21 protein-coding genes and 1 riboswitch are annotated in these 26,487 nt (G+C 61.8%); of the genes, 20 read left to right on the top strand and 1 reads right to left on the bottom strand.

Features of this window, described 5'->3' with window-relative positions; all coding sequences use genetic code 11:
- Positions 1-270 precede the first annotated feature (270 nt).
- Positions 271-1,065, bottom strand: coding sequence for a siderophore-interacting protein (locus HMPREF2698_RS02035; RefSeq protein ID WP_070561731.1), 795 nt, complete (start codon positions 1,063-1,065; stop codon positions 271-273).
- Positions 1,066-1,189: 124 nt separating this feature from the next.
- Between HMPREF2698_RS02035 and HMPREF2698_RS02030 the strand changes: the two genes are divergently transcribed.
- From HMPREF2698_RS02030 to HMPREF2698_RS01940, 20 genes are all read left to right on the top strand, one after another.
- Positions 1,190-2,134: an ABC transporter substrate-binding protein gene (locus tag HMPREF2698_RS02030; RefSeq protein WP_070561729.1), complete on the top strand. Its 945-nt coding sequence runs from the start codon at positions 1,190-1,192 to the stop codon at positions 2,132-2,134.
- A 66-nt stretch (positions 2,135-2,200) separates the two neighbouring features.
- Positions 2,201-3,169 (top strand): FecCD family ABC transporter permease, encoded by a 969-nt coding sequence (locus tag HMPREF2698_RS02025; protein WP_256375525.1) that lies wholly within the window; start codon positions 2,201-2,203, stop codon positions 3,167-3,169.
- On the top strand, positions 3,166-4,218 hold the full coding sequence (locus HMPREF2698_RS02020) for a FecCD family ABC transporter permease (protein WP_070561725.1): 1,053 nt from the start codon (positions 3,166-3,168) through the stop codon (positions 4,216-4,218). Before HMPREF2698_RS02025 ends, HMPREF2698_RS02020 begins: the two co-directional genes overlap by 4 nt.
- Positions 4,215-5,018: an ABC transporter ATP-binding protein gene (locus tag HMPREF2698_RS02015; protein ID WP_369815744.1), complete on the top strand. Its 804-nt coding sequence runs from the start codon at positions 4,215-4,217 to the stop codon at positions 5,016-5,018. Before HMPREF2698_RS02020 ends, HMPREF2698_RS02015 begins: the two co-directional genes overlap by 4 nt.
- A gap of 325 nt (positions 5,019-5,343) precedes the next feature.
- Complete coding sequence (gene rplJ, locus HMPREF2698_RS02010; RefSeq protein ID WP_070520958.1) at positions 5,344-5,865, top strand: 50S ribosomal protein L10; 522 nt, start codon at positions 5,344-5,346, stop codon at positions 5,863-5,865.
- An 86-nt stretch (positions 5,866-5,951) separates the two neighbouring features.
- Positions 5,952-6,338: a 50S ribosomal protein L7/L12 gene (gene rplL / locus HMPREF2698_RS02005; protein ID WP_070520955.1), complete on the top strand. Its 387-nt coding sequence runs from the start codon at positions 5,952-5,954 to the stop codon at positions 6,336-6,338.
- 132 nt (positions 6,339-6,470) lie between these two features.
- Positions 6,471-6,794 carry a type II toxin-antitoxin system RelE/ParE family toxin gene (locus tag HMPREF2698_RS12840; protein WP_369815743.1) on the top strand — a complete coding sequence of 108 codons (324 nt, stop codon included), beginning with the start codon at positions 6,471-6,473 and terminating at the stop codon, positions 6,792-6,794.
- A complete protein-coding gene (locus HMPREF2698_RS02000) occupies positions 6,772-7,116 on the top strand; it encodes a HigA family addiction module antitoxin (protein WP_319803279.1) in 345 nt (114 codons plus the stop codon). Before HMPREF2698_RS12840 ends, HMPREF2698_RS02000 begins: the two co-directional genes overlap by 23 nt.
- Positions 7,117-7,234: 118 nt before the next feature.
- Entirely contained in the window at positions 7,235-8,191 is a 957-nt protein-coding gene (locus HMPREF2698_RS01995; protein ID WP_070561721.1) for a cell envelope lipid trafficking protein PgfA, read from the top strand.
- 294 nt (positions 8,192-8,485) lie between these two features.
- Positions 8,486-11,965, top strand: a complete 3,480-nt coding sequence (locus HMPREF2698_RS01990; protein ID WP_070520944.1) for a DNA-directed RNA polymerase subunit beta — start codon at positions 8,486-8,488, stop codon at positions 11,963-11,965.
- A 102-nt stretch (positions 11,966-12,067) separates the two neighbouring features.
- A complete protein-coding gene (locus HMPREF2698_RS01985; protein WP_070520942.1) occupies positions 12,068-16,063 on the top strand; it encodes a DNA-directed RNA polymerase subunit beta' in 3,996 nt (1,331 codons plus the stop codon).
- Positions 16,064-16,562: 499 nt separating this feature from the next.
- Positions 16,563-16,680, top strand: a riboswitch (TPP riboswitch).
- Positions 16,670-17,314, top strand: coding sequence for an ECF transporter S component (locus HMPREF2698_RS01980; RefSeq protein WP_070561719.1), 645 nt, complete (start codon positions 16,670-16,672; stop codon positions 17,312-17,314). Its footprint overlaps the riboswitch before it by 11 nt.
- A 31-nt stretch (positions 17,315-17,345) precedes the next feature.
- Positions 17,346-18,797 (top strand): ABC transporter ATP-binding protein, encoded by a 1,452-nt coding sequence (locus HMPREF2698_RS01975; RefSeq protein WP_070561717.1) that lies wholly within the window; start codon positions 17,346-17,348, stop codon positions 18,795-18,797.
- Between the two features lie 19 nt (positions 18,798-18,816).
- On the top strand, positions 18,817-19,566 hold the full coding sequence (locus HMPREF2698_RS01970; RefSeq protein WP_070561715.1) for an energy-coupling factor transporter transmembrane component T family protein: 750 nt from the start codon (positions 18,817-18,819) through the stop codon (positions 19,564-19,566).
- A 55-nt stretch (positions 19,567-19,621) separates the two neighbouring features.
- Positions 19,622-20,224: an isopentenyl transferase family protein gene (locus HMPREF2698_RS01965; protein WP_070561713.1), complete on the top strand. Its 603-nt coding sequence runs from the start codon at positions 19,622-19,624 to the stop codon at positions 20,222-20,224.
- A 245-nt stretch (positions 20,225-20,469) separates the two neighbouring features.
- The gene (gene rpsL, locus HMPREF2698_RS01960) at positions 20,470-20,841 is read left to right on the top strand and encodes a 30S ribosomal protein S12 (RefSeq protein ID WP_005286791.1); all 372 of its coding nucleotides are present in this window, start codon (positions 20,470-20,472) and stop codon (positions 20,839-20,841) included.
- A gap of 6 nt (positions 20,842-20,847) precedes the next feature.
- On the top strand, positions 20,848-21,315 hold the full coding sequence (rpsG, locus tag HMPREF2698_RS01955; protein WP_070521784.1) for a 30S ribosomal protein S7: 468 nt from the start codon (positions 20,848-20,850) through the stop codon (positions 21,313-21,315).
- Between the two features lie 310 nt (positions 21,316-21,625).
- Complete coding sequence (gene fusA / locus HMPREF2698_RS01950) at positions 21,626-23,755, top strand: elongation factor G (RefSeq protein ID WP_070530489.1); 2,130 nt, start codon at positions 21,626-21,628, stop codon at positions 23,753-23,755.
- Positions 23,756-24,122: 367 nt separating this feature from the next.
- Positions 24,123-25,313, top strand: a complete 1,191-nt coding sequence (gene tuf, locus HMPREF2698_RS01945) for an elongation factor Tu (protein WP_070521778.1) — start codon at positions 24,123-24,125, stop codon at positions 25,311-25,313.
- 108 nt (positions 25,314-25,421) lie between these two features.
- Positions 25,422-26,264, top strand: a complete 843-nt coding sequence (locus HMPREF2698_RS01940) for a hypothetical protein (RefSeq protein ID WP_246819413.1) — start codon at positions 25,422-25,424, stop codon at positions 26,262-26,264.
- The last annotated feature ends 223 nt before the right edge of the window (positions 26,265-26,487 follow it).

Genomic DNA, 26,487 nt, shown 5'->3' with positions numbered 1-26,487 from the left:
TTATCCCAGGCTGCCCCGGGAATCCGTATCGGTTTATCCACACGAAATGTCCCTTAAGCCATCCTCAGCCGGGGGCTAACTTCCCAGCGCACCTGAGGCGCGTGACTGGAAGAGGGGAAGGGGGACCAGACTAAAGACACCATGTGCAGCGCTGAATTTCGAAAAGCCCAGGTGAATGCATGCACTCTTCTGTATAAGGTGCCAATACTTTGGTCCTCATGCACTGGACATCAAGATCGCCTGGCAGCAGGCACTAAGGCGAAGGGTGCTTTAGGGCCGCGGCTTGCCGTTCATCCAGTACACGGACCAGATGACGTCCTCGCGCGGCACTCCCCAGTCGTGCACCGCCAATGAGCGCACTTCTTTGGCCAGGTCCCCTTCGCCAGATACCCACACTGAATCCGGAGCTGTATCCGCGGAGAAACGAGCACTAAGAAGCTGAACGGCACGTGCGCTGTGTTCCTCGTGCGGGGCGGCAACCATGGTGAGCGAACGAACCTTGCCGCGCCACGTCTTTTCAAAGCCGTCTTCAATTTCGAAGTCGTCTGCAATCAGTGCAACGACGTCGACGCCGCTCAAGGTTTGCGGTGAGAAGGCTTCGTAGTGCTCCAGGATGTGCCACAGTGCTGGGAGAGCGGAGGCGTCCGCGAGCAACAGCTGTGATTTCTTGGGTGCCTGCCACCGTGCTTGCCCCGTATAGATTCCGGCGGTATCCCCGGGCTGGGCCTTGCGGATCCACCGCGAGCCCGGACCATTATCGCCATGGGTCACCACGTCGACATCGATGGTGCAGGCTTCGTGGTTGAGCCTGCGGATTGTGTACCACCGCAACGCCGGGCGAACGTCGTCGGGCAAGCCAGTGACGGCGGCGCGCACATTGGCATCCTCAACTGGGAAGAGCGAAAACTCCTGCCCGTCCTGGGGCATGAGGAGCCCAAAATACTCATCAGGCCCGGCGAGGGGATAGGAGCCGAAGGCGGGCGAGTGAAAAGTAAGGCGGTGCAGCCGCGGCTTGAGGCGGGTATTCCCCGTGAGGGTAACGGGTAATAAGCGGTGATGCGTCAAAGGAATTGGTCCTAGGTATAAGGGAAATTTGAATCCATCATAAAGCAGAGGTTAGGCTTGCCTCAAATAGATTTGGGGTGTGACGGCTTGTGTGCTCGTTCCCATCGAAGGAAAGGTTAATTCCATGGTTGCTATTCACCGGCGCGCGAAAGCCGTGCTCGCGATTGTCTCGGCGGCAGCGATTGCTCTGACGGGGTGCTCGCGCGGAAGCGGTGAGGACAGTGCGGGTGCAGGCAGCGCTGAGGAGGTGCGGGTTGCCAGCCTGGGGCTTGGCGACGCCGATACTGTCCTCGCGCTCGGAATCACCCCCGTTGCCGTAGCGCCCTGGGGAGCGCAGGGCGATGGTGATCCCTCCGGTGTGGGCCCATGGGCGAAAGAACTTCTGGGAGATGCCCAGCCTGAGGTTATCTATAACACCGCTTCTGGGTTCACGGCCGATGTTCTTGAGCAGGTCACGGCTTCGGACCCCACGCAGATCATTGCTGTCAATCAGGCAGTGGACCAGGAAGCGCAGAAGTCCCTCGAGGAGATCGCGCCGCTGACCATCAAGCCGGAGGGCTTCGAAGACTGGCAGGTTCCCTGGGAAGAGCAGGTTAAGACCATCGCCTCTGCCGTTGAGAAGGAAGAGGAGGGTGACAAGCTTATTGACAAGGCGCAAGGCGCCTTCGATAAATTCAAGGAATCTCACCCGGAGCTTAACGGCAAACGCGCGGCCATCGTCATGCCCTATGACGGAAAGCTGGGCCTCTACACTTCCGATGATGGCCGCGGTCAGTTCATCGAAGACCTTGGCTTTGAGATTCCGCAGGAGCTGGAGGGTGATGGCTCGAGCTTCTTCGTGGACTACGCCCCAGAGAACTACTCCCAGCTCAACGACGTGGACTACCTGTTCGTCTTGGATTACAACGGTGCAGTCGACGAGCTGAAGAAGGATTCGACGTTCCAAGGCCTGGACGTGGTCAAGGATGGCCGCGTCCGCTACCTAGAAACGGATACCGGCAACGCCATGAGCATGCCGAACCCGCTCACCATTCCTTGGGCTGTCGATAAGTTTGAAGAGCAACTCTAAGTGCTCGCATTACCGAGAAACGCCGGGGCCACCCGCGGCGAGCTAGATTCGCGGGGGAGGGGACGCGTGCTCCTCACCACCGCTCTGGTTGTGGTTTCACTGCTCCTCCTCGCCTGCTCGCTGATGGTGGGATCGCGGTCCATCGCCTTGTCCGAGCTCCTTCCCGCCTTCTTCCATGAAAGCCAGCCGGAGATAGAAAATATCGTGTGGGACTTGCGTATGCCGCGCACGTTCTTGGCGTACTTCGCGGGTGCAGCCATTGCGGTCTCCGGTGTCATCGCCCAGACGTGGACCAAGAACCCCTTGGCCGATCCCGGCTTCATTGGTATCACTGCGGGAGCTTCCTTCCTTGTTGCGCTCGGGACGGCGTTGGGTCTTGCCACCTCGCTGGGGATGCGGACGGCGCTCGCCCTGGTGGGAGCCGGTTTGGCCACGGTAGTGGTTCTGGGTGTTTCCCGGCGGTTTCCTGATTCCCTGACGCTGCTCCTCGTGGGTGCAGGAGTATCGGCTGCCTTAAGCTCTGGCGCCATGCTGATCGGCTTGTATTCCACGGATGTGCTCGACAGCATGCGCCGCTGGACCATCGGCTCCACGTTTGGGCGCGGCCCCGGGGAGGTTGCGATTGCAGCCGGTGGTCTGCTCGTCGGGCTCATCATTGCCGCGAGTGTGGCGCGCCCGCTCGACTTATTGGCCATGGGTGAGGAGTCTTCGGTTGCCTTAGGTAGCTCGCCGGCACTGGCGCGCCGTGGCGCTGCCTTAAGCATCGTTGTCTTGGCCGGATGCGCTACCGCTGCGGCAGGCCCCATCGCTTTCGTGGGATTTGCCGTCCCCCACCTCCTCCGGCGGTGTACAGGTCCGGCGGTTGCCGCCATGATTGCCCCCGCCGCGCTGCTGGGCGGTTGTTCCGTGCTGGCTGCGGATATCTTAGGCCGGCTTATAGCTGGTCCCTCGGAGTTGGAGATGTCTATCGTCCTAGCTTTCGTGGGCGCACCTTTCCTCATCTGGGCCGTGCGCCGAGGGGAGCAGAAGCTATGAGTTATGGGGTGAAGGGGGACGTCGCCAAGCGCCTGCGTTCCCAACAGCGACAGCGCCGGATATGGATATGGTCAGCCACCTGCTTCTTTGTGCTGGTCGCGGCAGTCTCCTACGTCCTGATGCTCGGGCAAGGCCCCGTGGGGCTGAGTCCGGGGCGGGTTCTGGAGATCCTCAACGGTGGTGGGAGCCGAAGCGAAATCCGCGTTGTGTGGGATCTGCGCATGCCCGTCGCGCTAGCAACCCTCATCGTGGGCGCCGCGCTCGGCTTGGCGGGGTCGTGGACGCAGTCGATGTCGCGCAATCCGCTGGCCTCCCCCGACATCCTTGGTGTGACCGGTGGGGCTTCGGTGATGGTGGTCATCGGGACGGTGATGTCCCGGCCGCTCCTCGCAGAGGGTGTCTCCGTGTTCTGGTGGCGGGCGGGGCTCGCGCTGCTGGGGGCGGTGTTGGCGGCCATCTTGCTGGTGGCGCTTGGCGGGCTCGGCACGAGCAACCGCATCGTCATCGTCGGCATCGCGCTATCGCTGCTGTTCCAAGCCATGGTGGCGTATCTCTTGCGCGCTGCGGAGCTCCTCCGTGCTGCACAGTCCCAGCTGTGGCTGGCGGGAACCACGGGCTTTGTGCGGATGGACGTCATTGTTCCGCTTCTCGTGGGACTGGCGCCTTTCGTGTTGCTTGGTTCGTGGCGTGCCCGGGAGCTGCCGCTGCTAGCCCATGATGATCTCTCGGCACTCTCCTTGGGCGTGGACATCACGCGGACGCGCACCGCGCTCCTCATTGCGGCCACCGGAATATGCGCGGTGACCGTGTCCGTGGCGGGGCCCATCGGCTTTATCGCGCTGCTGGCCCCACACCTCGGACGCATGATCGCCCGAACCCCCACTCCTTCACCGGTGGTGTCGTGCGCTGCTGGTGCGGCTCTCTTAAGCGCCTGCGCCGTGGTGGCCGGGGCGCTCCCGATGGACGCGCCGGTGGGTGCTGTGTCCTCAGTGATCGGCGGCACCGCCCTGGTCATCGTGGTGTGGAATGCCGCAAGGCGGAAAGGATGAAAATCATGAACTGTTGCGAGCTGAAGGCCCAAGGCATCCATGCCGGTTATCAGGGCGGGAAAGATATTCTCTCCGGGGTTGACCTCGCGGCTCAACCAGGGGAGGTCACCACGCTCATCGGCCCCAACGGCTGCGGGAAATCGACGTTGCTGAAGACCTTGTCGAAGATTCTTCGCCCCCGGCAGGGAAGCGTGCGCATTGGCGAGTTGGATGTGCATTCCATGAGCCCGAAGGAAGCGGCGGCCCACGTGGCCTTGCTTCCCCAGCACCCGATGGCGCCGGATGGGCTGCGCGTCGGCGAGCTCGTTGCCCGCGGGCGGTACGCGCACCTTGGGTGGGGAAGGGGACTGTCAGCGCAGGACCACGAGATCATCGCGCAGGCCTGCGTGGAGACAGGCATCACCGATTTCATCGACCGCGATATCGCGGCGCTGTCGGGCGGCCAGCGTCAGCGGGTGTGGCTCGCGCTGGCTTTGGCTCAGGACGCGCCGGTGCTGCTTCTCGACGAGCCCACCACCTTCCTCGATCCCGCCCACGCGATGGGCGTCTTGGAGCTCGTCCGCAAGCAAGCGCGCGCTGGGAAGACGGTCGTCGTCGTGCTGCACGACCTCATGCTGGCTGGGCAGTTCTCAGACACCATGGTGGTCATGAACAACGGCGAGGTCATCGCGCGGGGCACGCCGCAGCAAGCGTTGACCAAAGAGGTGCTGGCGGCGGCCTATGGCATCGATGTGGACATCTGGGAGGATCCTCGCAGCGATGCCCCCGTCATCGTTCCGCGCGGTGTGCTCAAGAACTAAAGGGCACTAAGGCAAAGCCCCAGGACCGCGATTTGGAGTTGGCCCGTGCAGGCTGTAGAGTAGCTAGCGAAGTTTGAACGGCCCTGAAGAGGTCGAGTCAAAGTTCACCGAAGACCGTCGGTCATCCGGAATATCGGATCGAAGGTTCCTCGCTCTAGAGGGCGGCCCACGCAGGAGACACTTTGCGAATTACCGCGGATTTCCGCGCGCGCCCTGTGCTCTTGCACGGGGCTTTTGTTATTTCGGTTGTCGTTAACGACAACCGAGGTGGGAAAGGTCCCGGCGGAAAACACAAGAGATGTTTCGAAAGGAGGCGTAGTAGAAAATGGCAAACCCGAAGAACACCGCAGACCTGGCAAAGCTGAAGGAGAAGCTCGATGGCGCTAACTCCATCGTGCTCACCGAGTACCGTGGCCTGACCGTGGGTCAGCTCCAGGAGCTGCGTAACAATCTCGGCTTTGACGTTGAGTACTCCGTCGCCAAGAACACCCTTTTCAAGATCGCTGCCAACGAAGCTGGCATCGAGGGTCTTGACGAGCAGCTGACTGGCCCGACCGCTATTGCGTTCATCAAGGGCGAGGCAGTGGATGCTGCGAAGGTCATCACCAAGTTCGCTGATGACAACAAGGCACTCGTTATCAAGGGTGGCTACATGGACGGCGACGCTCTGTCTGCCGACCAGGTTGAGGCCATCGCCAAGCTGGACAACCGCGAGACCACTCTCGCAAAGCTGGCTGGCGCCATGAAGGGTTCTATGGCAAAGGCTGCCGCCGTATTCAACGCTCCTGCAACCAAGATGGTCCGCACCGCTGCGGCCCTGCAGGACAAGAAGGCTGCGGAAGCTTAAGACGCCAACTAAAGGCGCACAACTTAAACACACACACTTTTCTGGCCGCCTAGGGTGGCCAGGCACAATGAGAAAGGATGCCAATCATGGCTAAGCTCACCAAGGACGAGCTCATTGAAGCTTTCAAGGAAATGACCCTCATCGAGCTCTCCGAGTTCGTTAAGGAATTCGAGGAGGTCTTCGACGTTGAGGCCGCTGCTCCGGTTGCTGCCGTTGCTGCTGGTGCCCCGGCTGCCGGCGGTGCTGCTGAGGAAGAGAAGACCGAGTTCGACGTCGTTCTGACCGACGCTGGCGCTAAGAAGATCGGCGTTATTAAGGCTGTCCGCGAGATCGTCTCCGGCCTGGGCCTGAAGGAAGCTAAGGAGCTCGTTGAGTCCGCTCCGAAGGCTATCCTCGAGGGTGCTTCCAAGGACGACGCTGAGGCTGCTAAGGCTAAGCTCGAAGAGGCTGGCGCTTCCGTCGAGCTCAAGTAATTCACCTGAATTACTCAGCTTTCCCGCGCAGCGCACTCGCTGCGCGCCAACAACCCTGTTCCGCTTTTACGCGGTGCGGGGTTGTTCCCGTTTTGTCGGGACCCCGGTGGCCCGGCGGTTTCTAAGCATTGCGTGTCAGGTCTTGACACTAGGGTCAAAAGGAGACACTATTGGGGTGTGCAGTTTCGGCGTAGAAGTCTCGAGCGGTTCCATCAGGATGGTGTGCCGCCGCGATATATTCCATCGGAATTGCGTTCAGTAGTGCGCCGCAAGTTACTTATGATTGGGCGGTCTGTAAATGTCACGGACCTTCGGATTCCACCAGCAAACCGGTTGGAGCGGCTCAAGGGTGACCTTGAGGGCTACTACTCAATTCGCGTCAACTCGCAGTGGCGCATCATATTCAAGTGGACACCCGAAGGAGCTGTTGACGTTGACTTTATCGACTACCACTGAAGCACGCGCTCATGTTGATGTTGTTCCCGTTCCGCATCCCGGAGAGATCCTTCTCCTAGAATTCCTCAAACCCTGCGGAATAACCCAGTATCGCCTGGCCAGTGACATTGGCACTACCCGTTCCCAAGTTTCCAAAATTACCCGCGGGGCGCTCGGTATCAGTGCCGATATGGCTTTGCGTTTGTCGGCTTACTTTGGGAATTCCGCGGAGTTCTGGCTCGGACTCCAAGAGGAATACGATCTGTGGAAAGCTCGCCAGACCACGGATATCAGCGCCATCGTTCCGTGGAATCACAAAGAAGAAGTCGACTCTCACTCATAGAATCAGTTGACTTGCGGTCACCTCGGGGTCGGTGCAGTCTCACCGCAGCTGCACAAAACTGAAACGCACCCTCCTGGGAAATGTGTTTTGAACAAACGAATCGGTAGGATAAGCCACCATGCTGCCCAAGTCCCGCATCTTCTCCGTCCTCCTGCTCGGCCTCGGCGTTGCGCTGATCGCCGCCGGCCTGGCGGCGTCGAGCTTCTTGAGCTTTAGCCCGCGCCTGCCGCTGGATATCAAGAACACCACGTGGACGATGCAGGATGACAGCGCCACCGCGCAGGCGCTGTCCGCAGAGGGCGTTACGCAGTACGAGGGGCCGATGACCTATCAGCTCAACATGGACATCCAGGATCCGGCGGATAAGGACACCGCAACGTTGCGAGTGGGGGAGTCCGCCATCCGCGGCGGCACGGGCAACGTGGAGGACTTGAGCTTTGCGCGCGTGTGGAACTATCCCGTCGATCGCCTTAGCGGTGAGGCCACGGGACCGGCGGCGCTCTCCCATACCATGGGCTCGCCCACGGCGGAGGTGCCCGTCGAGGGCTACTGGCTGAAGCTGCCCGCCGATGCTGAGCAGACCACCTACCCAGTCTTCGACCCGGTCCTGCGCAAGGCGGCCGACGCCGTCTTCGAGGAATCCCTCGATATCGACGGCCGCACGGTCTACCGCTACCACCAGGAAGTGGAGGCCACCAACGTGGCCACCCTCTATGCCGGTAGCACGACCACCACGCTGAGTAATGAGGACGACTCTACCGAGCAGGGCTACCTCTTCCACGCCGCAACCCGGGACCTTTTTGTAGACCAGGCCACCGGACTCGTCGTGGGCATGGACGTCGATATCAAGGACTACTGGGCAGACCGCGAGGGCAACGAGCGCGAGGTGCAGTTCGCCTTCAATGGTGCAACTGATGAGGAATCTCGCGCGGAGATGCTCCAGCAAGCTGAGCGCTTCCCGCGGAGTGCTGTGGGGCAGTGGGTGCGCTGGGGTGGCCTTGGCGTTGGCGCGCTTCTGGTGCTGCTTGGGGCGCTGGGCGCTTTTCGCCGTCCCACCAACCGCCACTCCCGCTAGCCGCGCGTGCTAGAGGCCCGCGCGTGCGGATCTCCGAAGCGACACGCCGACGGCACGTTTCGCCTTTACAAGGCCGCCATTATGCTATAGGCTATTTCGTTGCGCTGGAATCTGGATCTTTAGTGCACATTTAGCCTTTCGAGCGGTGATGGCAAAACCGACTTGACAAGGTGATTTTGTGCATTCTAAACCCAGTCGTTCCACAGCAGACCGAATGCTAAATCTACCAGCGGTTTTGCACCTCACCGGCCAGGGTGGGGAGGCAATCCGCCAGAGGTACTGGAAGGACCCATCTTGGCAGTCTCCCGCCAGACCAAGTCAGTGGCCAACATCCCTGGAGCCCCGAAGCGATACTCCTTCGCTAAAATCAGCGAGCCCATCGCTGTCCCGGGCCTCCTTGATCTACAACTCGATTCTTACGCGTGGCTCATCGGCACCCCCGAGTGGCGTGAGCGCGAGCAGGCAGAGCGCGGCGAAGACGCACGCGTGACGAGCGGCCTTGAGGATATCCTCGAGGAGCTTTCTCCGATCCAGGACTACTCGGGCAACATGTCCCTGTCCCTGTCGGAGCCTCGCTTCGAGCCGGTGAAGAACACCGTGGACGAGTGCAAAGAGAAGGACATCAACTACTCGGCGCCACTGTACGTCACCGCAGAATTCATCAACAACGACACCCAGGAGATTAAGTCCCAGACCGTCTTCATCGGCGATTTCCCGATGATGACTGAGAAGGGCACCTTCATCGTCAACGGCACCGAGCGCGTTATCGTCTCGCAGCTCGTGCGTTCCCCGGGTGTGTACTTCGACCAGACCATCGACAAGTCCACCGAGCGCCCGCTGCACTCCGTGAAGGTCATTCCTTCCCGCGGTGCGTGGCTCGAGTTTGACGTCGACAAGCGCGACACCGTTGGCGTGCGCATCGACCGCAAGCGTCGCCAGCCGGTCACCGTGCTGCTCAAGGCCCTGGGTTGGTCCGAGGAGCAGATCAAGGAGCGCTTCGGCTTCTCCGAGCTCATGATGTCCACCCTCGAGTCCGATGGCGTGGCCAACACCGACGAGGCTCTGCTGGAGATCTACCGCAAGCAGCGCCCGGGCGAGCAGCCCACGCGCGACCTCGCGCAGGCACTGCTGGATAACTCCTTCTTCCGCGCTAAGCGCTACGACCTGGCCAAGGTTGGCCGCTACAAGGTCAACCGCAAGCTCGGCCTGGGCGGTGACCACGACGGTCTGATGACCCTGACCGAGGAAGACATTGCCGTCACCCTCGAGTACCTCGTGCGCCTGCACGCCGGTGAGCGTGAGATGAAGGCCCCGAACGGTGAGATGATCGCCATCCACACCGACGACATCGACCACTTTGGTAACCGTCGTCTGCGCACCGTGGGCGAGCTCATCCAGAACCAGGTCCGCGTGGGCCTGTCCCGCATGGAGCGCGTCGTCCGCGAGCGCATGACCACCCAGGACGCGGAGTCGATTACCCCGACCTCCCTGATTAACGTCCGCCCGGTCTCCGCCGCCATCCGCGAGTTCTTCGGTACCTCCCAGCTCTCGCAGTTCATGGACCAGAACAACTCCCTGTCCGGCCTGACCCACAAGCGCCGCCTGTCCGCGCTGGGCCCGGGCGGTCTGTCCCGTGAGCGCGCCGGCATCGAGGTGCGAGACGTTCACGCTTCGCACTACGGCCGCATGTGCCCGATTGAGACCCCTGAGGGTCCGAACATTGGTCTGATCGGTTCCCTGGCTTCCTATGCCCGCGTCAACGCTTTCGGCTTCATCGAGACCCCGTACCGCAAGGTTGTGGACGGCAAGGTCACCGACCAGGTGGAGTACCTCACCGCCGATGAAGAGGATCGCTACGCCATCGCGCAGGCCGAGGTTGAGAAGGCTGCCGACGGCACCCTGACCGGCGACCGCATCGAGGTCCGCCTCAAGGACGGCGATATCGGCGTGACCGACGCCGCCGGCGTTGACTACGTTGACGTTTCCCCGCGCCAGATGGTCTCTGTGGCTACCGCCATGATTCCGTTCCTCGAGCACGACGACGCTAACCGTGCCCTCATGGGCGCGAACATGCAGCGCCAGGCCGTGCCGCTGGTGCGCTCCGAAGCCCCGTACGTGGGCACCGGTATGGAGCAGCGCGCTGCCTACGATGCTGGTGACCTCATCATCACCCCGAAGGCGGGCGTGGTGGAGAACGTCACCGCCGACCTCATCACCATCATGGATGATGAGGGTCAGCGCGATACCTACATGCTGCGCAAGTTCGAGCGCACCAACCAGAACACCAACTACAACCAGACCCCGTTGGTCTCCCTGGGTGAGCGTGTCGAGGCAGGCCAGGTGCTTGCCGACGGCCCCGGTACCCACAACGGTGAGATGTCCCTCGGCCGCAACCTGCTGGTTGCCTTCATGCCGTGGGAAGGCCACAACTACGAGGACGCCATCATCCTCAACCAGCGCATCGTGGAGGAGGACATCCTCACCTCGATTCACATCGAGGAGCACGAGATCGATGCTCGCGATACCAAGCTGGGCCCGGAGGAGATCACCCGCGAGATCCCGAACGTCTCCGATGACGTTCTGCGTGACCTCGACGAGCGCGGCATCGTCCGCATCGGCGCCGACGTCCGCGCGGGCGACATCCTCGTCGGTAAGGTCACCCCGAAGGGTGAGACCGAGCTGACCCCGGAGGAGCGCCTCCTGCGCGCCATCTTCGGTGAGAAGGCCCGCGAGGTCCGCGATACCTCCATGAAGGTGCCGCACGGTGAGACCGGTAAGGTCATCGGCGTCTCCCGCTTCTCCCGCGAGGATGACGACGACCTAGCCCCGGGCGTCAACGAAATGATCCGCGTCTACGTGGCTCAGAAGCGCAAGATCCAGGACGGCGATAAGCTCGCCGGCCGCCACGGCAACAAGGGCGTTGTGGGCAAGATCCTGCCGCCGGAGGATATGCCGTTCATGGAGGATGGCACCCCGGTGGACATCATCCTGAACACCCACGGTGTGCCGCGTCGTATGAACATCGGCCAGGTTCTCGAGGTTCACCTCGGCTGGCTGGCACACGCCGGTTGGAAGATCGACACCGAGGACCCGGCCAACGCCGAGCTGCTCAAGACCCTGCCGGAAGAGCTTTACGACGTCCCGCCGGAGTCCCTGACCGCAACCCCGGTCTTCGACGGTGCCACCAACGAGGAGATCTCTCGACTGCTGGCTTCCTCCAAGCCGAACCGCGATGGTGACGTCATGGTGGATGAGCACGGTAAGGCCCGCCTCTTCGACGGCCGCTCCGGCGAGCCGTACATGTACCCGGTTTCCGTCGGCTACATGTACATGCTCAAGCTGCACCACCTCGTCGACGAGAAGATCCACGCTCGCTCCACCGGCCCGTACTCCATGATTACCCAGCAGCCGCTGGGTGGTAAGGCACAGTTCGGTGGCCAGCGCTTCGGTGAGATGGAGGTGTGGGCAATGCAGGCATACGGCGCTGCCTACACCCTGCAGGAGCTCCTGACCATCAAGTCCGATGACGTGGTCGGCCGCGTCAAGGTCTACGAGGCCATTGTCAAGGGTGACAACATCCCGGATCCGGGTATCCCGGAGTCCTTCAAGGTCCTCCTCAAGGAGCTGCAGTCCCTCTGCCTGAACGTGGAGGTTCTCTCCACCGACGGCACCCCGATGGAACTGTCCGGCTCCGACGATGATGACATGGACGGCGCTCCGTCCCTGGGCATTAACCTGTCCCGCGACGAGCGCTCCGACGCAGACATCGCCTAGCTTCTTGGTCCGCCGCATTTACTGGCGGCGGGCATAACGAAACACCACCTACATACAAAGCCATCAACTTCCCCCTGACGGGGGATGAAAGGGAGACATTACGTGTTTGACGTAAATCTCTTCGACGAGCTCCGCATCGGGCTGGCCACGGCCGAGGACATCCGTCGCTGGTCCAAGGGCGAGGTCAAGAAACCCGAGACCATTAACTACCGCACCCTCAAGCCGGAGAAGGACGGCCTCTTCTGTGAGCGCATCTTCGGCCCGACCCGCGACTGGGAGTGCTCCTGCGGTAAGTACAAGCGCGTGCGCTACAAGGGCATCATCTGTGAGCGCTGTGGCGTCGAGGTGACCAAGTCCAAGGTGCGCCGTGAGCGCATGGGCCACATCGAGCTGGCCGCGCCGGTTACCCACATCTGGTACTTCAAGGGTGTTCCTTCCCGCCTGGGCTACCTACTGGACCTGGCTCCGAAGGACCTTGAGCGCATCATCTACTTCGCTGCCAACATCATCACCTCCGTGGACGAGGAAGCTCGCCACAATGACCAGTCCACTCTGGAGGCAGAAATGCTGCTGGAGAAGAAGGACGTGGAGGATGACGTCGAGGCAGAGATCGCTGAGCGCGCTGCCAAGCTAGAGCAGGATCTGGCCGAGCTGGAGGCCGCCGGCGCCAAGGCCGACGCCCGCCGCAAGGTCCAGAACGCTGCCGACAAGGAAATGCAGCACATCCGCGAGCGCGGTGAGCGCGAGGTTGCTCGCCTCGACGAAATCTGGAATACCTTCATCAAGCTTGCTCCGAAGCAGATGATCATCGATGAGACCATCTACGAAGAGCTCGTTGATCGCTACGAGGATTACTTCACCGGCGGCATGGGTGCTGAGGCCATCCAGACCCTCATCCGCAACTTCGACCTCGAGGCCGAGGCTGAGGTTCTCAAGGAGATCATTAACAACGGCAAGGGCCAGAAGAAGATGCGTGCCCTCAAGCGCCTGAAGGTCGTCGCGGCCTTCCTGCGCTCGGGCAACGACCCGGCCGGCATGGTGCTCGACGCCATCCCGGTGATCCCGCCGGAGCTGCGCCCGATGGTGCAGCTGGACGGTGGCCGCTTCGCCACCTCCGACCTCAACGACCTCTACCGTCGCGTGATCAACCGCAACAACCGCCTCAAGCGCATGATCGACCTCGGTGCTCCCGAGATCATCGTGAACAACGAGAAGCGCATGCTGCAGGAGTCCGTTGACGCCCTCTTCGACAACGGCCGTCGCGGCCGTCCGGTCACCGGTCCGGGCAACCGCCCGCTGAAGTCCCTGTCTGACCTGCTCAAGGGTAAGCAGGGCCGCTTCCGCCAGAACCTGCTGGGTAAGCGCGTGGACTACTCCGGCCGTTCCGTGATTATCGTCGGCCCGCAGCTCAAGCTGCACGAGTGTGGTCTGCCGAAGCTCATGGCCCTGGAGCTGTTCAAGCCCTTCGTCATGAAGCGCCTGGTAGAAAACGACTACGCGCAGAACATCAAGTCCGCCAAGCGCATGGTGGAGCGCCAGCGCCCCGAGGTGTGGGACGTCCTCGAAGAGGCCATTTCCGAGCACCCGGTGATGCTGAACCGTGCACCGACCCTGCACCGCCTGGGTATCCAGGCCTTCGAGCCGAAGCTCGTCGAGGGTAAGGCCATCCAGCTGCACCCGCTGGCTTGTGAGGCTTTCAATGCCGACTTCGACGGTGACCAGATGGCAGTCCACCTGCCACTGTCCGCCGAGGCACAGGCTGAGGCACGCGTCCTCATGCTGGCTTCCAACAACATCCTGTCCCCGGCCTCCGGTAAGCCGCTGGCTATGCCGCGTCTGGATATGGTTACCGGCCTGTACTACCTCACCATGGACAAGGGTGAGGACGAGATCGGCGGCGAGGGCCGTTACCGCCCCGCCACGGAGGACCGTCCGGAGCAGGGCGTGTACTCCTCCTACGCGGAGGCCATCATGGCCCGCGACCGCGGCGTTCTGGGCCTGCAGGCCCCGATCAAGGTCCGCATCTCCCACCTGCGCCCGCCGGCAGACATCGAGGCAGAGCACTTCCCCGATGGTTGGCAGAAGGGCCAGGCATGGCTCGCTGAGACCACCCTGGGCCGCATCATGTTCAACGACCTGCTGCCGTGGAACTACCCGTACCTTGAGGGCGTCATGGTCCGTAAGGGCGGCGCCGGCAACAAGATGCTGCTCGGTGACGTCATTAATGACCTCGCCGCGAAGTACCCGATGATCACCGTTGCCCAGGTTCTGGACAAGATGAAGGACGCTGGCTTCTACTGGGCCACCCGTTCCGGCGTGACCATCACCATGCACGACGTGCTGGTCCTCCCGAACAAGCACGAGGTGCTCGAGTCCTACGAGAAGGAAGCCGAGCGCATCGAGCGCAAGTACTGGGAGCAGGGTGCTCTGACCGAGCGCGAGCGCTACGACCGCCTGGTTGAGCTGTGGAAGGACGCCACGGACACCGTGGGTAACGCCGTCGAGGAGCTGTACCCCGACGACAACCCGATTCCGATGATCGTGAAGTCCGGTGCTGCCGGTAACATGCGTCAGATCTGGACCCTGGCCGGCATGAAGGGCATGGTTGTGAACTCCAAGGGTGACTACATCACCCGTCCGATTAAGACCTCCTTCCGTGAAGGCCTGTCGGTTCTGGAGTACTTCAACAACTCGCACGGTTCCCGTAAGGGCCTGGCGGATACCGCTCTGCGTACCGCTGACTCCGGCTACCTCACCCGTCGTCTGGTGGACGTGGCGCAGGACGTCATCGTCCGCGAGGAGGACTGTGGCACCCGTCAGGGCGTGCGCGTCCCGCTCGGCGTCGAGATCGCCGAAGGTTCCTACGACCTGCACGAGCTGTGGGAGACCTCCGCATCCGGCCGCGTCGTGGCTAACGACGTCAAGGATGAAAACGGTGAGGTCATCGCTGAGGCAGGCGCGGACCTGACCGAGGAGCTCAGCCGCAAGATCGTCAACGCTGGCGTTCTGGAAATCAAGGTCCGCTCCGTGCTGACCTGCCAGACCCCGGCCGGTGTCTGTGCGAAGTGCTACGGCAAGTCCATGGCCTCCGGCAAGCTCGTCGATATCGGCGAGGCAGTCGGCATCGTGGCCGCACAATCCATTGGTGAGCCGGGTACTCAGCTGACCATGCGTACCTTCCACCAGGGTGGTGTCGGTGGCGATATTACCGGCGGTCTGCCGCGTGTTCAGGAGCTCTTCGAGGCCCGTAACCCGAAGAACCGCGCTCCTATCGCTTCCGTCGACGGCACCGTGTCCCTGTCCGATGAGGGCAACTTCTGGACGCTGACCATCACCCCGGATGACGGTTCCGACAACGTGGTCTACGAGAAGCTGTCGAAGCGCCAGGGCCTGGCTCAGGTCCGCCGCCCGATGGAGTCCAACCCGGATGCCATGATCGAGCGCTCGCTTCGCGACGGCGACCACGTCACCACCGGTGACCGCCTCATGCGCGGTGCGGCTGACCCGCACGACGTGCTGGAGGTCCTCGGCCGCCGCGGTGTGGAGAAGCACCTCATCGACGAGGTTCAGGCCGTTTACCGTGCACAGGGTGTGGCCATCCACGACAAGCACATCGAGATCATCATCCGCCAGATGCTGCGTCGCGGTACCGTCATCGACGCCGGTACCACCGACCTGCTCCCGGGCAACCTCATTGACCTCTCTGAGGCCAAGCAGGTTAACGCCGCTCAGGTTGCTGAGGGCGGCCAGCCGGCACAGCTGCGCAGTGAGATCATGGGTATCACCAAGGCCTCCCTGGCTACGGAGTCCTGGCTGTCTGCGGCCTCCTTCCAGGAGACCACGCGTGTGCTTACCGACGCCGCCATCAACAAGCGCTCGGATCAGCTCATTGGTCTGAAGGAGAACGTCATCATCGGTAAGCTGATCCCGGCTGGTACGGGTATTTCCCGCTACCGCAACATCAGCGTCAAGCCGACTGAGGCCGCACGCAATGCTGCGTATTCCATCCCGACCTACGGTGACTCCATCTACGGCGACGATGGCTTCGGTGAGTTCACCGGCGCTTCCGTCCCGCTGGAGGAGGACTACACCTTCTAGTCCTTCGACGCCAAGGGAACCGAAGACCCGCGCCTCCTCACCATTGCATGGCCGTGTGAAGCGCGGGTCTTCCGCTTCTCTGTAGGTGCGGAAGTGCTCAGGGTACGCGCGGTGCGGTTCATTGTTTGATTGTGTTTGTTTGATAATTCCGAAATACACAACGCTATTTCACATAGTCTTGGGTCTCTGCCGAAGCTTTTCCTTTCCTTAAGCTGTAAGAGTGGAGGCTCATGGCACCGGAGTTTTGCCGGTGTGCAGGCACCCCGTCGCGTAGGTCAGAGGACGCGGCGGGGTGCTTTCGTTTTCTGCAGAGAGAGTCCTAATGCGGCTTTGCACATCAGGTAGAGGTAGATGTGCTCTTGTGGGTGGGGCTTGCTAAGCTGACTATGCTTTTAAAGAGCATCTAGCCAGCGCTTTTGGCAGCTGGTGGCTTTAATTACACATCGTCACGGGTGCTTCCTCGTTGATCCCGATTGTGCTTAGTCCGATTTCACTTCACTTGTATTTTCCGGGCTTTGCATGGGTTGGCTGAGGAGGCTGAGACGCCGCGTTGCAGCGGCGAACCGTCGAACCTGATCCGGATAATGCCGGCGAAAGGGAGGAATAATGAACTCTGTCTCTCATGGCGCGTCTGTTAATGGCGGCGCGACTGCGAATGGTGCTGCCCCGCGCAAACTGAACTGGCGCATTGTTGACATCGTGGTGGCTTCGGTGCTGGGGGTGGCGTGCGGATTCGTGTTCCTGGCATGGAACACGGTGGGATACGCCTGGTTTGAGGCTATGGATGCGCTCACGCCGGGCCTGGGTGGTATTGCTACCGGTATTTGGTTGATCGGTGGTGTCGTTGGTGGCCTGATTATCCGCAAGCCGGGTGCGGCACTATACGTGGAGTTGCTGGCGGCCATCGTGTCCGCGGTGTTGGGCTCCCAGTGGGGGCCGAGCACCGTGTACTCCGGTATTGCGCAGGGCATTGGTGTGGAGATTGTCTTGGCTATCTTCCTGTACCGCCGCTTTGGCCTGAGCATTGCGATGCTTGGCGGCATGGCTGCGGGCTGGGGTGCGTTCGTGCTGGAGCTGTTTACTTCCGGAAACCTGGGCAAGACCCTGCAGTTCAACATCATCTACCTGGTGACGCTGAGCATCTCCGGGGCTGTGTTGGCGGGAGCCGTGGGCTATTTCGTGGTTCAGGCACTTGCAAAGACCGGTGCGCTGGACCGCTTCGCGGTTGGGCGCGAGCAGCACAGGGCTTAGACGAGTGTTGGTTTAAGTGTTGGTTTAGTTGATGGCTGATCTGGGTAGTACTGGGGCCACGAAGCTTGTGGCTCGTGGCTATGGCTGGACGCACGCGGGGAGGCGTGCGCCGGCGCTGGCGGATATTGACTTGGTTGTATCGCCGGGGGAGAAGGTGCTGCTGTGTGGTGATTCCGGATCCGGGAAATCCACGTTGCTGGCGGCCATTGCAGGTGTGCTGGGCGGTGATGATGAAGGCACACGCGTAGGCGAGATTCTTCTGGAGGATTCCTCCGGTCACGTCGAGCCACCCGGGCGCACGATTCCGGTGGGGTTGGTCCTGCAGGACCCGGACTCGCAGGTGATTGCCGCGCGGGTGGGTGATGATGTGGCCTTTGGCTGTGAGAACTTGGCGTATCCGCGCTCGGAGATTTGGCAGCGGGTGACGGCGGCGCTATCGATGGTGGGGCCATCGGTGGACTTGTCATTTCCTACTGAGCAGCTCTCCGGCGGGCAGAAGCAGCGTTTAGCCTTGGCCGGTGTTATTGCGATGGGTGCGGGCATGGTGTTGCTCGATGAGCCGACGGCGAACCTCGACCCAGAGGGCGCGCGCGAGGTCATCGAAGCGGTATCCACCATGGTGGAGCGCACGGGTGCCACGCTCATCGTGGTGGAGCACCAGCACGCGGCGTGGAAGGGGGTGCTCGACCGAGCGGTTGAGCTGAAGGATGGGCGCATCGTCGCTGACGGTCCAGTGGAGTCTGTTGTGGCTTCGCGCTCTATTAGCGGTTTGCCGCGGGCGCGGGGGATTGATGGGCCGGCGTCAGGCAGCATTGGGGTCGTGCCGGAAGCGGCAGAGTCGGAACCGGCGGCGCTGTGGAGCACGGACTTGGTCACCCGCTTCGGGCCGCCGCGCAGCTACGCGTTGCCGCGGGGGATGTCCACCGTGATTACTGGGCCGAATGGTGCGGGCAAGACCACGTGGCTGATGACGGTGGCGGGGTTGCTTCCGGCAGTGTCCGGAGAGATTGGTGTGGCGGAGTACGTGCGGCGGGGGCTGAAGGGCTCGCCGCTGACGTGGAAGTCACGGGAGTTGGCGGACCGTATTGGGTTCGTCTTCCAGAACCCTGAGCACCAGTTCGTCGCTCGTACGGTGGCGGAGGAGCTGCGCGTGGCACCGCGGGTCATGCGCCGCGAGGTGCCGGAGAAGCGTATTGATCAGCTCGTGGAGTCGCTGCGTCTGGGGCATGTGCTCAACGCTAATCCGTTTACGCTCTCCGGAGGGGAGAAGCGCAGGTTGTCCGTGGCCACGGCGTTGGTTACGGCGCCGGAGGTGCTGCTCCTTGATGAGCCCACCTTCGGTCAAGACCCCCACACCTTCACTGAGTTGGTGGGGTTGCTGCGGCGCATGGCGGATGAGGGGACGACGATTGCGTCGGTGACCCACGACCCGCTGTTCATTTCCGCGTTGGGGGACCACCGAGTGGAGGTGAGCCGTGGCTAGTACAGATCTTTTGCGCGGGATGAATCCGCTAACGCGCATCTTCCTGATGTTCGTGTGGGTTACGCCCTTGTTGCTCTCCGTGGATTGGGTCTCCGCGGCCGTGTCCTTGGGAATGACGTTGCTCTTCGCGCCGCTGTGTGGGGTGTCGTGGACGCGGTTGTTTAAGGCAGGGTGGTTCCTGTTTCTTATTGCGCCGCTGTCGGGAATCTCGATGCTGCTCTATGGCGAGCCCGGCGGGCGGGAGTACTTCAGCTGGTGGCTGATGACGGTCACGGATAACTCGCTGGAGCTGGCCCTCGCCATCACCCTGCGCGTTCTGGCGGTGGCGCTGCCCATGGTGGTGTTGGCGCGGGATATTGACCCGACGGAGCTTGGCGACGCCCTCTCCCAGATCCTCAAGCTGCCCTCCCGGTTTGTCATCGGGGCGGTGGCCGGGGTGCGCATGATGACGCTGTTCAAATCCGACTGGCAGTACCTCGCCATGGCGCGGCGCGCGCGTGGGCTGAGCGACGAAGGCCGCATCAAGCACCTCATCACCATGTCCTTCGGCCTGTTGGTGCTAGCCCTGCGCCGTGGAGGCAAGCTGGCCACGGCGATGGAGGCGCGCGGATTTGGCCGCACCCCGCCGGGCGGTGGCCAGCGCACGTGGGCGCGGCCCTCCCGCCTAGTCGCGCGGGACTGGCTAGCCATGGTGGTGGGAGCCGGCCTCGCGGCGCTTCCGGTGGTAGTTTCGGTTCTCAGTGGGTCCTGGAGATTCTTCGGACTCTAGGACGAACTCTCGCAACGCTGCACGCTAGACGTACCCAGAAGTGGTGAAAGAACACATGCAGGACACGGACCGCACGGACCATCGGGAAGGCGGTAAGGACACTGCCCAAACTCACGCCGCGGAGATGGACAGGCTCTTAAACGATGTGCTGTCGCTCGCGGCAGCGCGCAAGCGCCCGATGCGCCCGGTCACCGTGCTTATCGACGGCCCCTCCGGCGCCGGCAAGACCTGGACCGCTGCGGCCCTGGCGGAGCGTACTGGGTGGCGGGTAGTCCACCTGGACGAGTTCTACCCTGGGTGGCACGGGTTGGAAGAAGGCTCCGCCATGGTGGCGGAGCAAGTGCTGCGGGAAAACAATCCGGGGTACTGGCGTTGGGATTGGGAGGCCAACGCGCCGAAGGATTGGGCCAGCGTGGATGAGCGCGATGATCTGATCGTCGAGGGCGTGGGTTCAGTCACTGGGGCCACCGTGGACGTCGCCAAGCAGCGTGGCTCCGTGGTGACCGTGCGCATCGACGGCCCACGCGAGAAGCGCCGCGAGCGCGCCCTCGAGCGTGACCCCGGTTATGAAGAGTGGTTCGAAACGTGGGAGCGGCAGGAAAAAGAGCACTTTGCCGAGCGCGCAGTAGACGCGGACCTGACCTGGGAGTGGTGCTAGCTCGCGCCGGTTGCTGAGGCAACTGGGGGAGCCACAGTCCGGATTTGGGCGGATCAGCGCGCTGGTGGTAGTCTGTCCAAGGTTTCATCTTTATGGATGAAAAGTCTGATCGATATCTCAGCCGGCATCTGGTTGAGGAGCGTTCTGGACATGCGGTAGGGCCCCGGAGAAGAGCCCCTATTTTTGCATGTTTGGGCGAGTCACACGGTCAGTTCAAGCCGAAGTCATAGAGAAAGACTAGATTTATGCCAACTATTCAGCAGCTGGTCCGCAAGGGCCGCCACGACAAGAAGGCCAAGGTTGCTACGGCCGCCCTGAAGGGCTCCCCGCAGCGCCGCGGCGTGTGCACCCGCGTGTACACCACCACCCCGAAGAAGCCGAACTCGGCTCTGCGTAAGGTTGCCCGTGTGCGCCTGACCTCCGGTATCGAGGTTTCCGCCTACATTCCGGGCGAGGGCCACAACCTGCAGGAGCACTCCATGGTGCTCGTCCGCGGTGGTCGTGTGAAGGACCTCCCGGGTGTTCGCTACAAGATTATCCGCGGCGCACTGGATACCCAGGGCGTGAAGGACCGTAAGCAGGCTCGTTCCCGCTACGGCGCAAAGAAGGGACAGTAATCAACAATGCGTAAGAATGCTGCACCGAAGCGTCCTGTAGTTAAGGACCCGGTTTACAACTCCGAGCAGGTCACCATGCTCGTCAACAAGATCCTCCAGGACGGCAAGAAGTCCACCGCTGAGCGCATCGTCTACGGTGCTCTCGAGGCTTGCCGCGAGAAGACCGGCACCGATCCGGTCGGCACCCTGGAGAAGGCCCTGGGCAACATCCGCCCGGACCTCGAGGTTCGCTCCCGCCGTGTCGGTGGCGCTACCTACCAGGTCCCGGTTGAGGTTAAGCCGGCCCGTTCCAACACCCTGGCTCTGCGTTGGCTGGTGACCTTCACCCGCCAGCGTCGTGAGAACACCATGATCGAGCGCCTCGCAAACGAGATCCTCGATGCATCCAACGGCCTGGGCGCTTCCGTTAAGCGTCGTGAGGATACTCACAAGATGGCTGAGGCCAACCGCGCCTTCGCCCACTACCGCTGGTAATACCTGCGGTATAACCCGCCACACGGCATTATGGCTCGAACAGCGATATCATCGTTTACCTGCGCTGACAGTGCGTGCACGCGCTCCCTTCGGCGGAGCAGCGCACGCTAGTCGGTGCGGAATCTAAACCTTAATAGCGTTGTTCGGGCCATTTTTTATGGCGTAGGGCTTAAAGCCCTGCGACCTCACGCTGACGCGAAAGCCTGGACGTGGCAAAATAGACCAAGACCTATCCATGAAGACGTCATTTTATGTGAGTCGGTCACAAGCTGGCTCGGGCGTCGACGACAATTAAGTTGGGGTATTTACTGTGGCACAACAAGTGCTTAAGGACCTGAACAAGGTCCGCAACATCGGCATCATGGCTCACATCGATGCTGGTAAGACCACTACGACTGAGCGTATTCTCTTCTACACCGGCATCAACCGTAAGGTCGGCGAGACCCACGACGGTGCTTCCACCACCGACTGGATGGAGCAGGAGAAGGAGCGCGGCATCACCATTACGTCCGCCGCCGTTACCTGTTTCTGGAAGAACAACCAGATCAACATCATCGACACCCCGGGCCACGTTGACTTCACCGTTGAGGTTGAGCGCTCCCTGCGTGTTCTCGATGGTGCTGTTGCCGTCTTCGACGGTAAGGAAGGCGTCGAGCCGCAGTCCGAGCAGGTGTGGCGTCAGGCCGCTAAGTACGACGTTCCGCGTATCTGCTTCGTCAACAAGATGGACAAGATGGGTGCGGACTTCTACTTCACCGTCCAGACCATCATCGACCGCCTCGGCGCTAAGCCGTTGGTTCTGCAGCTGCCGATCGGCGCTGAGGATGACTTCGACGGCGTCGTCGACCTCATCGACATGCAGGCCGTGACCTGGCGCGGCAAGGTCGAGACCGGCGCTGAGCCCACCATCGAGGAGATCCCGGCCGACCTGCAGGAGAAGGCCGAGGAGTACCGCGAGAAGCTGCTCGAGGCCGTTGCTGAGTCCGACGAGGCCCTCATGGAGAAGTACTTCGGTGGCGAGGAGCTGACCAAGGAAGAAATCCAGACCGCCATCCGCAAGATGACCGTCGCCTCTGAGATTTACCCGGTCCTGTGTGGTACCGCTTACCGCAACAAGGGCATCCAGCCGCTTCTCGACGCCGTCGTGGCATACCTCCCGAACCCGCTCGACGTCGGTGAGATCACCGGCCACGCTGTGGGCAACGAGGATGAGGTCATCACCCGTAAGCCGTCCGTGGAATCCCCGTTCTCCGCACTGGCCTTCAAGATTGCTGCTCACCCGTTCTTCGGTCAGCTGACCTTCACCCGCGTGTACTCCGGCCAGGTTCTGCCGGGCACCGAGGTTATGAACTCCACCAAGGGCAAGAAGGAGCGCATCGGCAAGCTGTTCCAGATGCACGCCAACAAGGAGAACCCGGTGGAGCAGGCGGATGCCGGCAACATCTACGCCGTCATTGGTCTGAAGGAAACCACCACCGGTGACACCCTGTGTGACAAGGACAACCAGATCATCCTGGAGTCCATGGACTTCCCGGACCCGGTTATCAAGGTCTCCATCGAGCCGAAGACCAAGGCCGACCAGGAGAAGCTGGGTACCGCTATTCAGAAGCTGGCTGCCGAGGACCCGACCTTCACCGTCGAGCTCGACGAAGAGACCGGCCAGACCGTTATCGGCGGTATGGGCGAGCTCCACCTCGACGTCCTGGTGGACCGCATGAAGCGCGAGTTCAAGGTTGAGGCAAACATCGGTAACCCGCAGGTTGCCTACCGCGAGACCATCCGCAAGAAGGTCGAGTCCCTGGACTACACCCACAAGAAGCAGACTGGTGGTTCCGGTCAGTTCGCAAAGGTCATCGTCACCATCGAGCCGTACAACCCGGATCCGGAAGAGCTGGAAGAGGGCGAGTCCGCAACCTACAAGTTCGAGAACGCCGTCACCGGTGGCCGCGTTCCGAAGGAGTACATCCCGTCCGTCGACGCTGGTATCCAGGACGCTATGCAGTACGGCTTCGTCGCTGGCTTCCCGCTGGTGAACATCAAGGCCACCCTCGAGGACGGCGCTTACCACGACGTCGACTCCTCTGAGATGGCCTTCAAGCTGGCCGGTTCTCAGGTCCTCAAGGAAGCCGTCGCCAAGGCAAAGCCGGTTCTGCTCGAGCCGATCATGGCCGTTGAGGTCGTCACCCCGGAGGAGTACATGGGCACCGTCAACGGTGACATCTCCTCCCGCCGCGGCCAGGTCTTCGCTATGGAGGACCGCTCCGGCGCCAAGGTGGTTAAGGCTAAGGTGCCGCTGTCCGAGATGTTCGGCTACATCGGCGACCTGCGTTCTTCCACCGCAGGCCGTGCAAACTTCACCATGGTCTTCGATTCCTACGCTGAGGTTCCGTCCTCCGTGGCACAGGCCATCATCGAGGAGCGCACCGGCGCCAAGGCCTAAGGTTTAAGGGGGGTCCGATGGACTCCCTGCCTTGTGGGGCTGGTAGTCTTCGCCAGTAGGCACCAGCCCCAGCGCTGGGGAGGTAGCGGTCCGCTGAGTGCGTAAACATTTTGCGCGTTGAGCCGGCCGTTACCCTCCCAGGATCCTTTAAATTGATTCTTGTCGAGGGTCAACGTCCGCACCTGATGGGCGGGGTTACCTCCTATTTGGGCAGTTTGAAAAAACTGCGGCATAAATCTAGGATCGTGTAACTGGCACGTAAGAAAGCGTCATTAGCGCTTATGAGCTTCGGCTCGAAGTGCCAATGGCAATACAAACCACGTGGCTGCGAAATACGTAGCCGCCATAGAGTCCAGGAGGACAAACAGTGGCAAAGGAGAAGTTCGAGCGTACGAAGCCGCATGTGAACATCGGCACCATCGGACACGTCGACCACGGCAAGACCACCACCACCGCAGCGATCACCAAGGTTCTGGCTGACGCTTACCCGGAGGAGAACACCGCTTTCGCCTTCGACATGATCGACAAGGCTCCTGAGGAGAAGGAGCGCGGTATTACCATCAACATCTCCCACGTTGAGTACTCCACCCCGAAGCGCCACTACGCACACGTGGACGCCCCGGGCCACGCCGACTACATCAAGAACATGATTACCGGCGCTGCTCAGATGGACGGTGCCATCCTGGTTGTTGCTGCAACCGATGGCCCGATGCCGCAGACCCGTGAGCACGTGCTCCTCGCTCGCCAGGTTGGCGTTCCGTACATCCTCGTTGCACTGAACAAGTGCGACATGGTTGACGATGAGGAAATCATCGAGCTCGTCGAGATGGAGATCCGCGAGCTGCTCGCCGAGCAGGACTACGACGAGGAAGCTCCGATCGTTCACATCTCCGCTCTCAAGGCTCTCGAGGGTGACGAGAAGTGGGCACAGTCCATCGTTGACCTGATGCAGGCTTGCGATGACTCCATCCCGGATCCGGAGCGCGAGCTGGACAAGCCGTTCCTGATGCCGATCGAGGACATCTTCACCATTACCGGCCGCGGTACCGTTGTTACCGGCCGTGTTGAGCGTGGTTCCCTGAACGTCAACGAGGACGTTGAGATCATCGGTATCCGCGACAAGGCTACCTCCACCACCGTTACCGGTATCGAGATGTTCCGCAAGATGATGGACTACACCGAGGCTGGCGACAACTGTGGTCTGCTTCTGCGCGGTACCAAGCGTGAGGACGTCGAGCGTGGCCAGGTTGTCATCAAGCCGGGCGCTTACACCCCGCACACCAAGTTCGAGGGTTCCGTCTACGTCCTGAAGAAGGAAGAGGGCGGCCGCCACACCCCGTTCATGGACAACTACCGTCCGCAGTTCTACTTCCGCACCACCGACGTTACCGGCGTCATCAAGCTGCCTGAGGGCACCGAGATGGTTATGCCGGGCGACAACGTTGAGATGTCCGTAGAGCTCATCCAGCCGGTCGCTATGGACGAGGGCCTGCGCTTCGCTATCCGCGAGGGCTCCCGCACCGTCGGCGCTGGCCGCGTTACCAAGATCCTCGACTAATTCTCGCTAGGGCCTAAGACCCTTCCTGATTAGCAGGTCTGAAAGCCGCTCAATCCCTGTTGGGGTTGGGCGGCTTTGGTGATCGCGGGCCGACTAGGCTTAGGAATCATGTTTGACCCAACCCGCATTGACCGCACCCTCGCCGCCTTGCGCGCTGCGTGGGAAGGTCAGCCGGATCTTCCCCTGGGAACCCTGTTCGGCATGCTGGCGGCTGAAGGGTACGGCTGGGGCGTGCCTGACGACGAGCTCACGGCCCGCTTGGAGTCCATGGCCGCCGTCCACCCACCGCTTGTGCCTCTCGACGCCAACCTCGTCTCCGAAGGCCTCTGGCTCGTCATCACGCCATCTCACCGGGTGACGTTGGCTCCTCAGGTGCCCACCGCATCCACCTCGACGCAGCCGTCCACCGCACCAGCCCCGACTCAACACCGGGCGAACATCGAGCCCACTTCTCCGTCCGATTGTGTGGCGGTTGTACGCCCCGTGTCTAAGGATGGCCAGCTCGGGCAGCCGGTGGCTTGGCGAGTTTCTGCGCTGCGGCCTGTCGGTCCAGGCCGGCTGCTCGTCATAGCTGATGCCGAGGGATTTGAGCACCGCTTCGGTGTTGTCGAGTCCGTCACCCGCCTGCGCGAGGACCATCGAGCCCTGTCAGGCCTCAAGCGCCGAAGCGTGGGGGACCGCGTGTGGTTCATCCGTACCGACGCGGAAACAATCCTCCTTGACCACGGCCTGCACATCATCGAGCGCAAGAATCGAGAGCTCGTCCGCACCGACTTCTCCTGGCACCGCATCGAGGAGGGCGAAGTCGGAAAAGCCTTTCCGTGTCCACCTCTCACGCGGCACCATGCACACGTTCGGCACCATAAAGGACCTCATCCTCGCGGAGTCGGAGCCGTGGAGCTCCTCCGAGTAGTCCGCGTGTGTGGGAGTCTCGACATGGATTGCGACTAGGGATCACCGATGTGCCCGTTAACCTTTATCCGGTTGGCGGGTTTGGCCCTTTAAGGGCTTAACTCCCGGCGGGAAGCGCGTTAATCGTGCTCAAGGATCGCCGATATGCCCGCGTGCCTTGATGTGGTCCGCGGGTGGCAGTGTTGTCACTGGTGGTTAGCTGTTTCCTTTCTGCCGTTGCTGCGTTTGGTGGCTGTGGGTGTTAGCTGCTGTCGGGTGGTTC

Source organism: Corynebacterium sp. HMSC072A02 (assembly GCF_001810085.1).
GTDB classification, from domain to species: Bacteria; Actinomycetota; Actinomycetes; order Mycobacteriales; family Mycobacteriaceae; genus Corynebacterium; species Corynebacterium hesseae.
The sequence above is the reverse complement of the archived record's forward strand: the minus strand, read 5'-3'. Positions and strand labels throughout refer to the sequence as shown.

Coding starts and splice junctions, on each gene's coding strand:
- HMPREF2698_RS01975 (WP_070561717.1), top strand. CDS start 17,346: ATGGCTGATCTGGGTAGTACTGGGGCCACGAAGCTTGTGGCTCGTGGC.
- HMPREF2698_RS02030 (WP_070561729.1), top strand. CDS start 1,190: ATGGTTGCTATTCACCGGCGCGCGAAAGCCGTGCTCGCGATTGTCTCG.
- HMPREF2698_RS01940 (WP_246819413.1), top strand. CDS start 25,422: ATGTTTGACCCAACCCGCATTGACCGCACCCTCGCCGCCTTGCGCGCT.
- HMPREF2698_RS01965 (WP_070561713.1), top strand. CDS start 19,622: ATGCAGGACACGGACCGCACGGACCATCGGGAAGGCGGTAAGGACACT.
- HMPREF2698_RS01970 (WP_070561715.1), top strand. CDS start 18,817: ATGAATCCGCTAACGCGCATCTTCCTGATGTTCGTGTGGGTTACGCCC.
- HMPREF2698_RS02015 (WP_369815744.1), top strand. CDS start 4,215: ATGAAAATCATGAACTGTTGCGAGCTGAAGGCCCAAGGCATCCATGCC.
- rpsG (WP_070521784.1), top strand. CDS start 20,848: ATGCGTAAGAATGCTGCACCGAAGCGTCCTGTAGTTAAGGACCCGGTT.
- HMPREF2698_RS01995 (WP_070561721.1), top strand. CDS start 7,235: ATGCTGCCCAAGTCCCGCATCTTCTCCGTCCTCCTGCTCGGCCTCGGC.
- HMPREF2698_RS02020 (WP_070561725.1), top strand. CDS start 3,166: ATGAGTTATGGGGTGAAGGGGGACGTCGCCAAGCGCCTGCGTTCCCAA.
- HMPREF2698_RS01980 (WP_070561719.1), top strand. CDS start 16,670: ATGAACTCTGTCTCTCATGGCGCGTCTGTTAATGGCGGCGCGACTGCG.
- rplJ (WP_070520958.1), top strand. CDS start 5,344: ATGGCAAACCCGAAGAACACCGCAGACCTGGCAAAGCTGAAGGAGAAG.
- rplL (WP_070520955.1), top strand. CDS start 5,952: ATGGCTAAGCTCACCAAGGACGAGCTCATTGAAGCTTTCAAGGAAATG.
- rpsL (WP_005286791.1), top strand. CDS start 20,470: ATGCCAACTATTCAGCAGCTGGTCCGCAAGGGCCGCCACGACAAGAAG.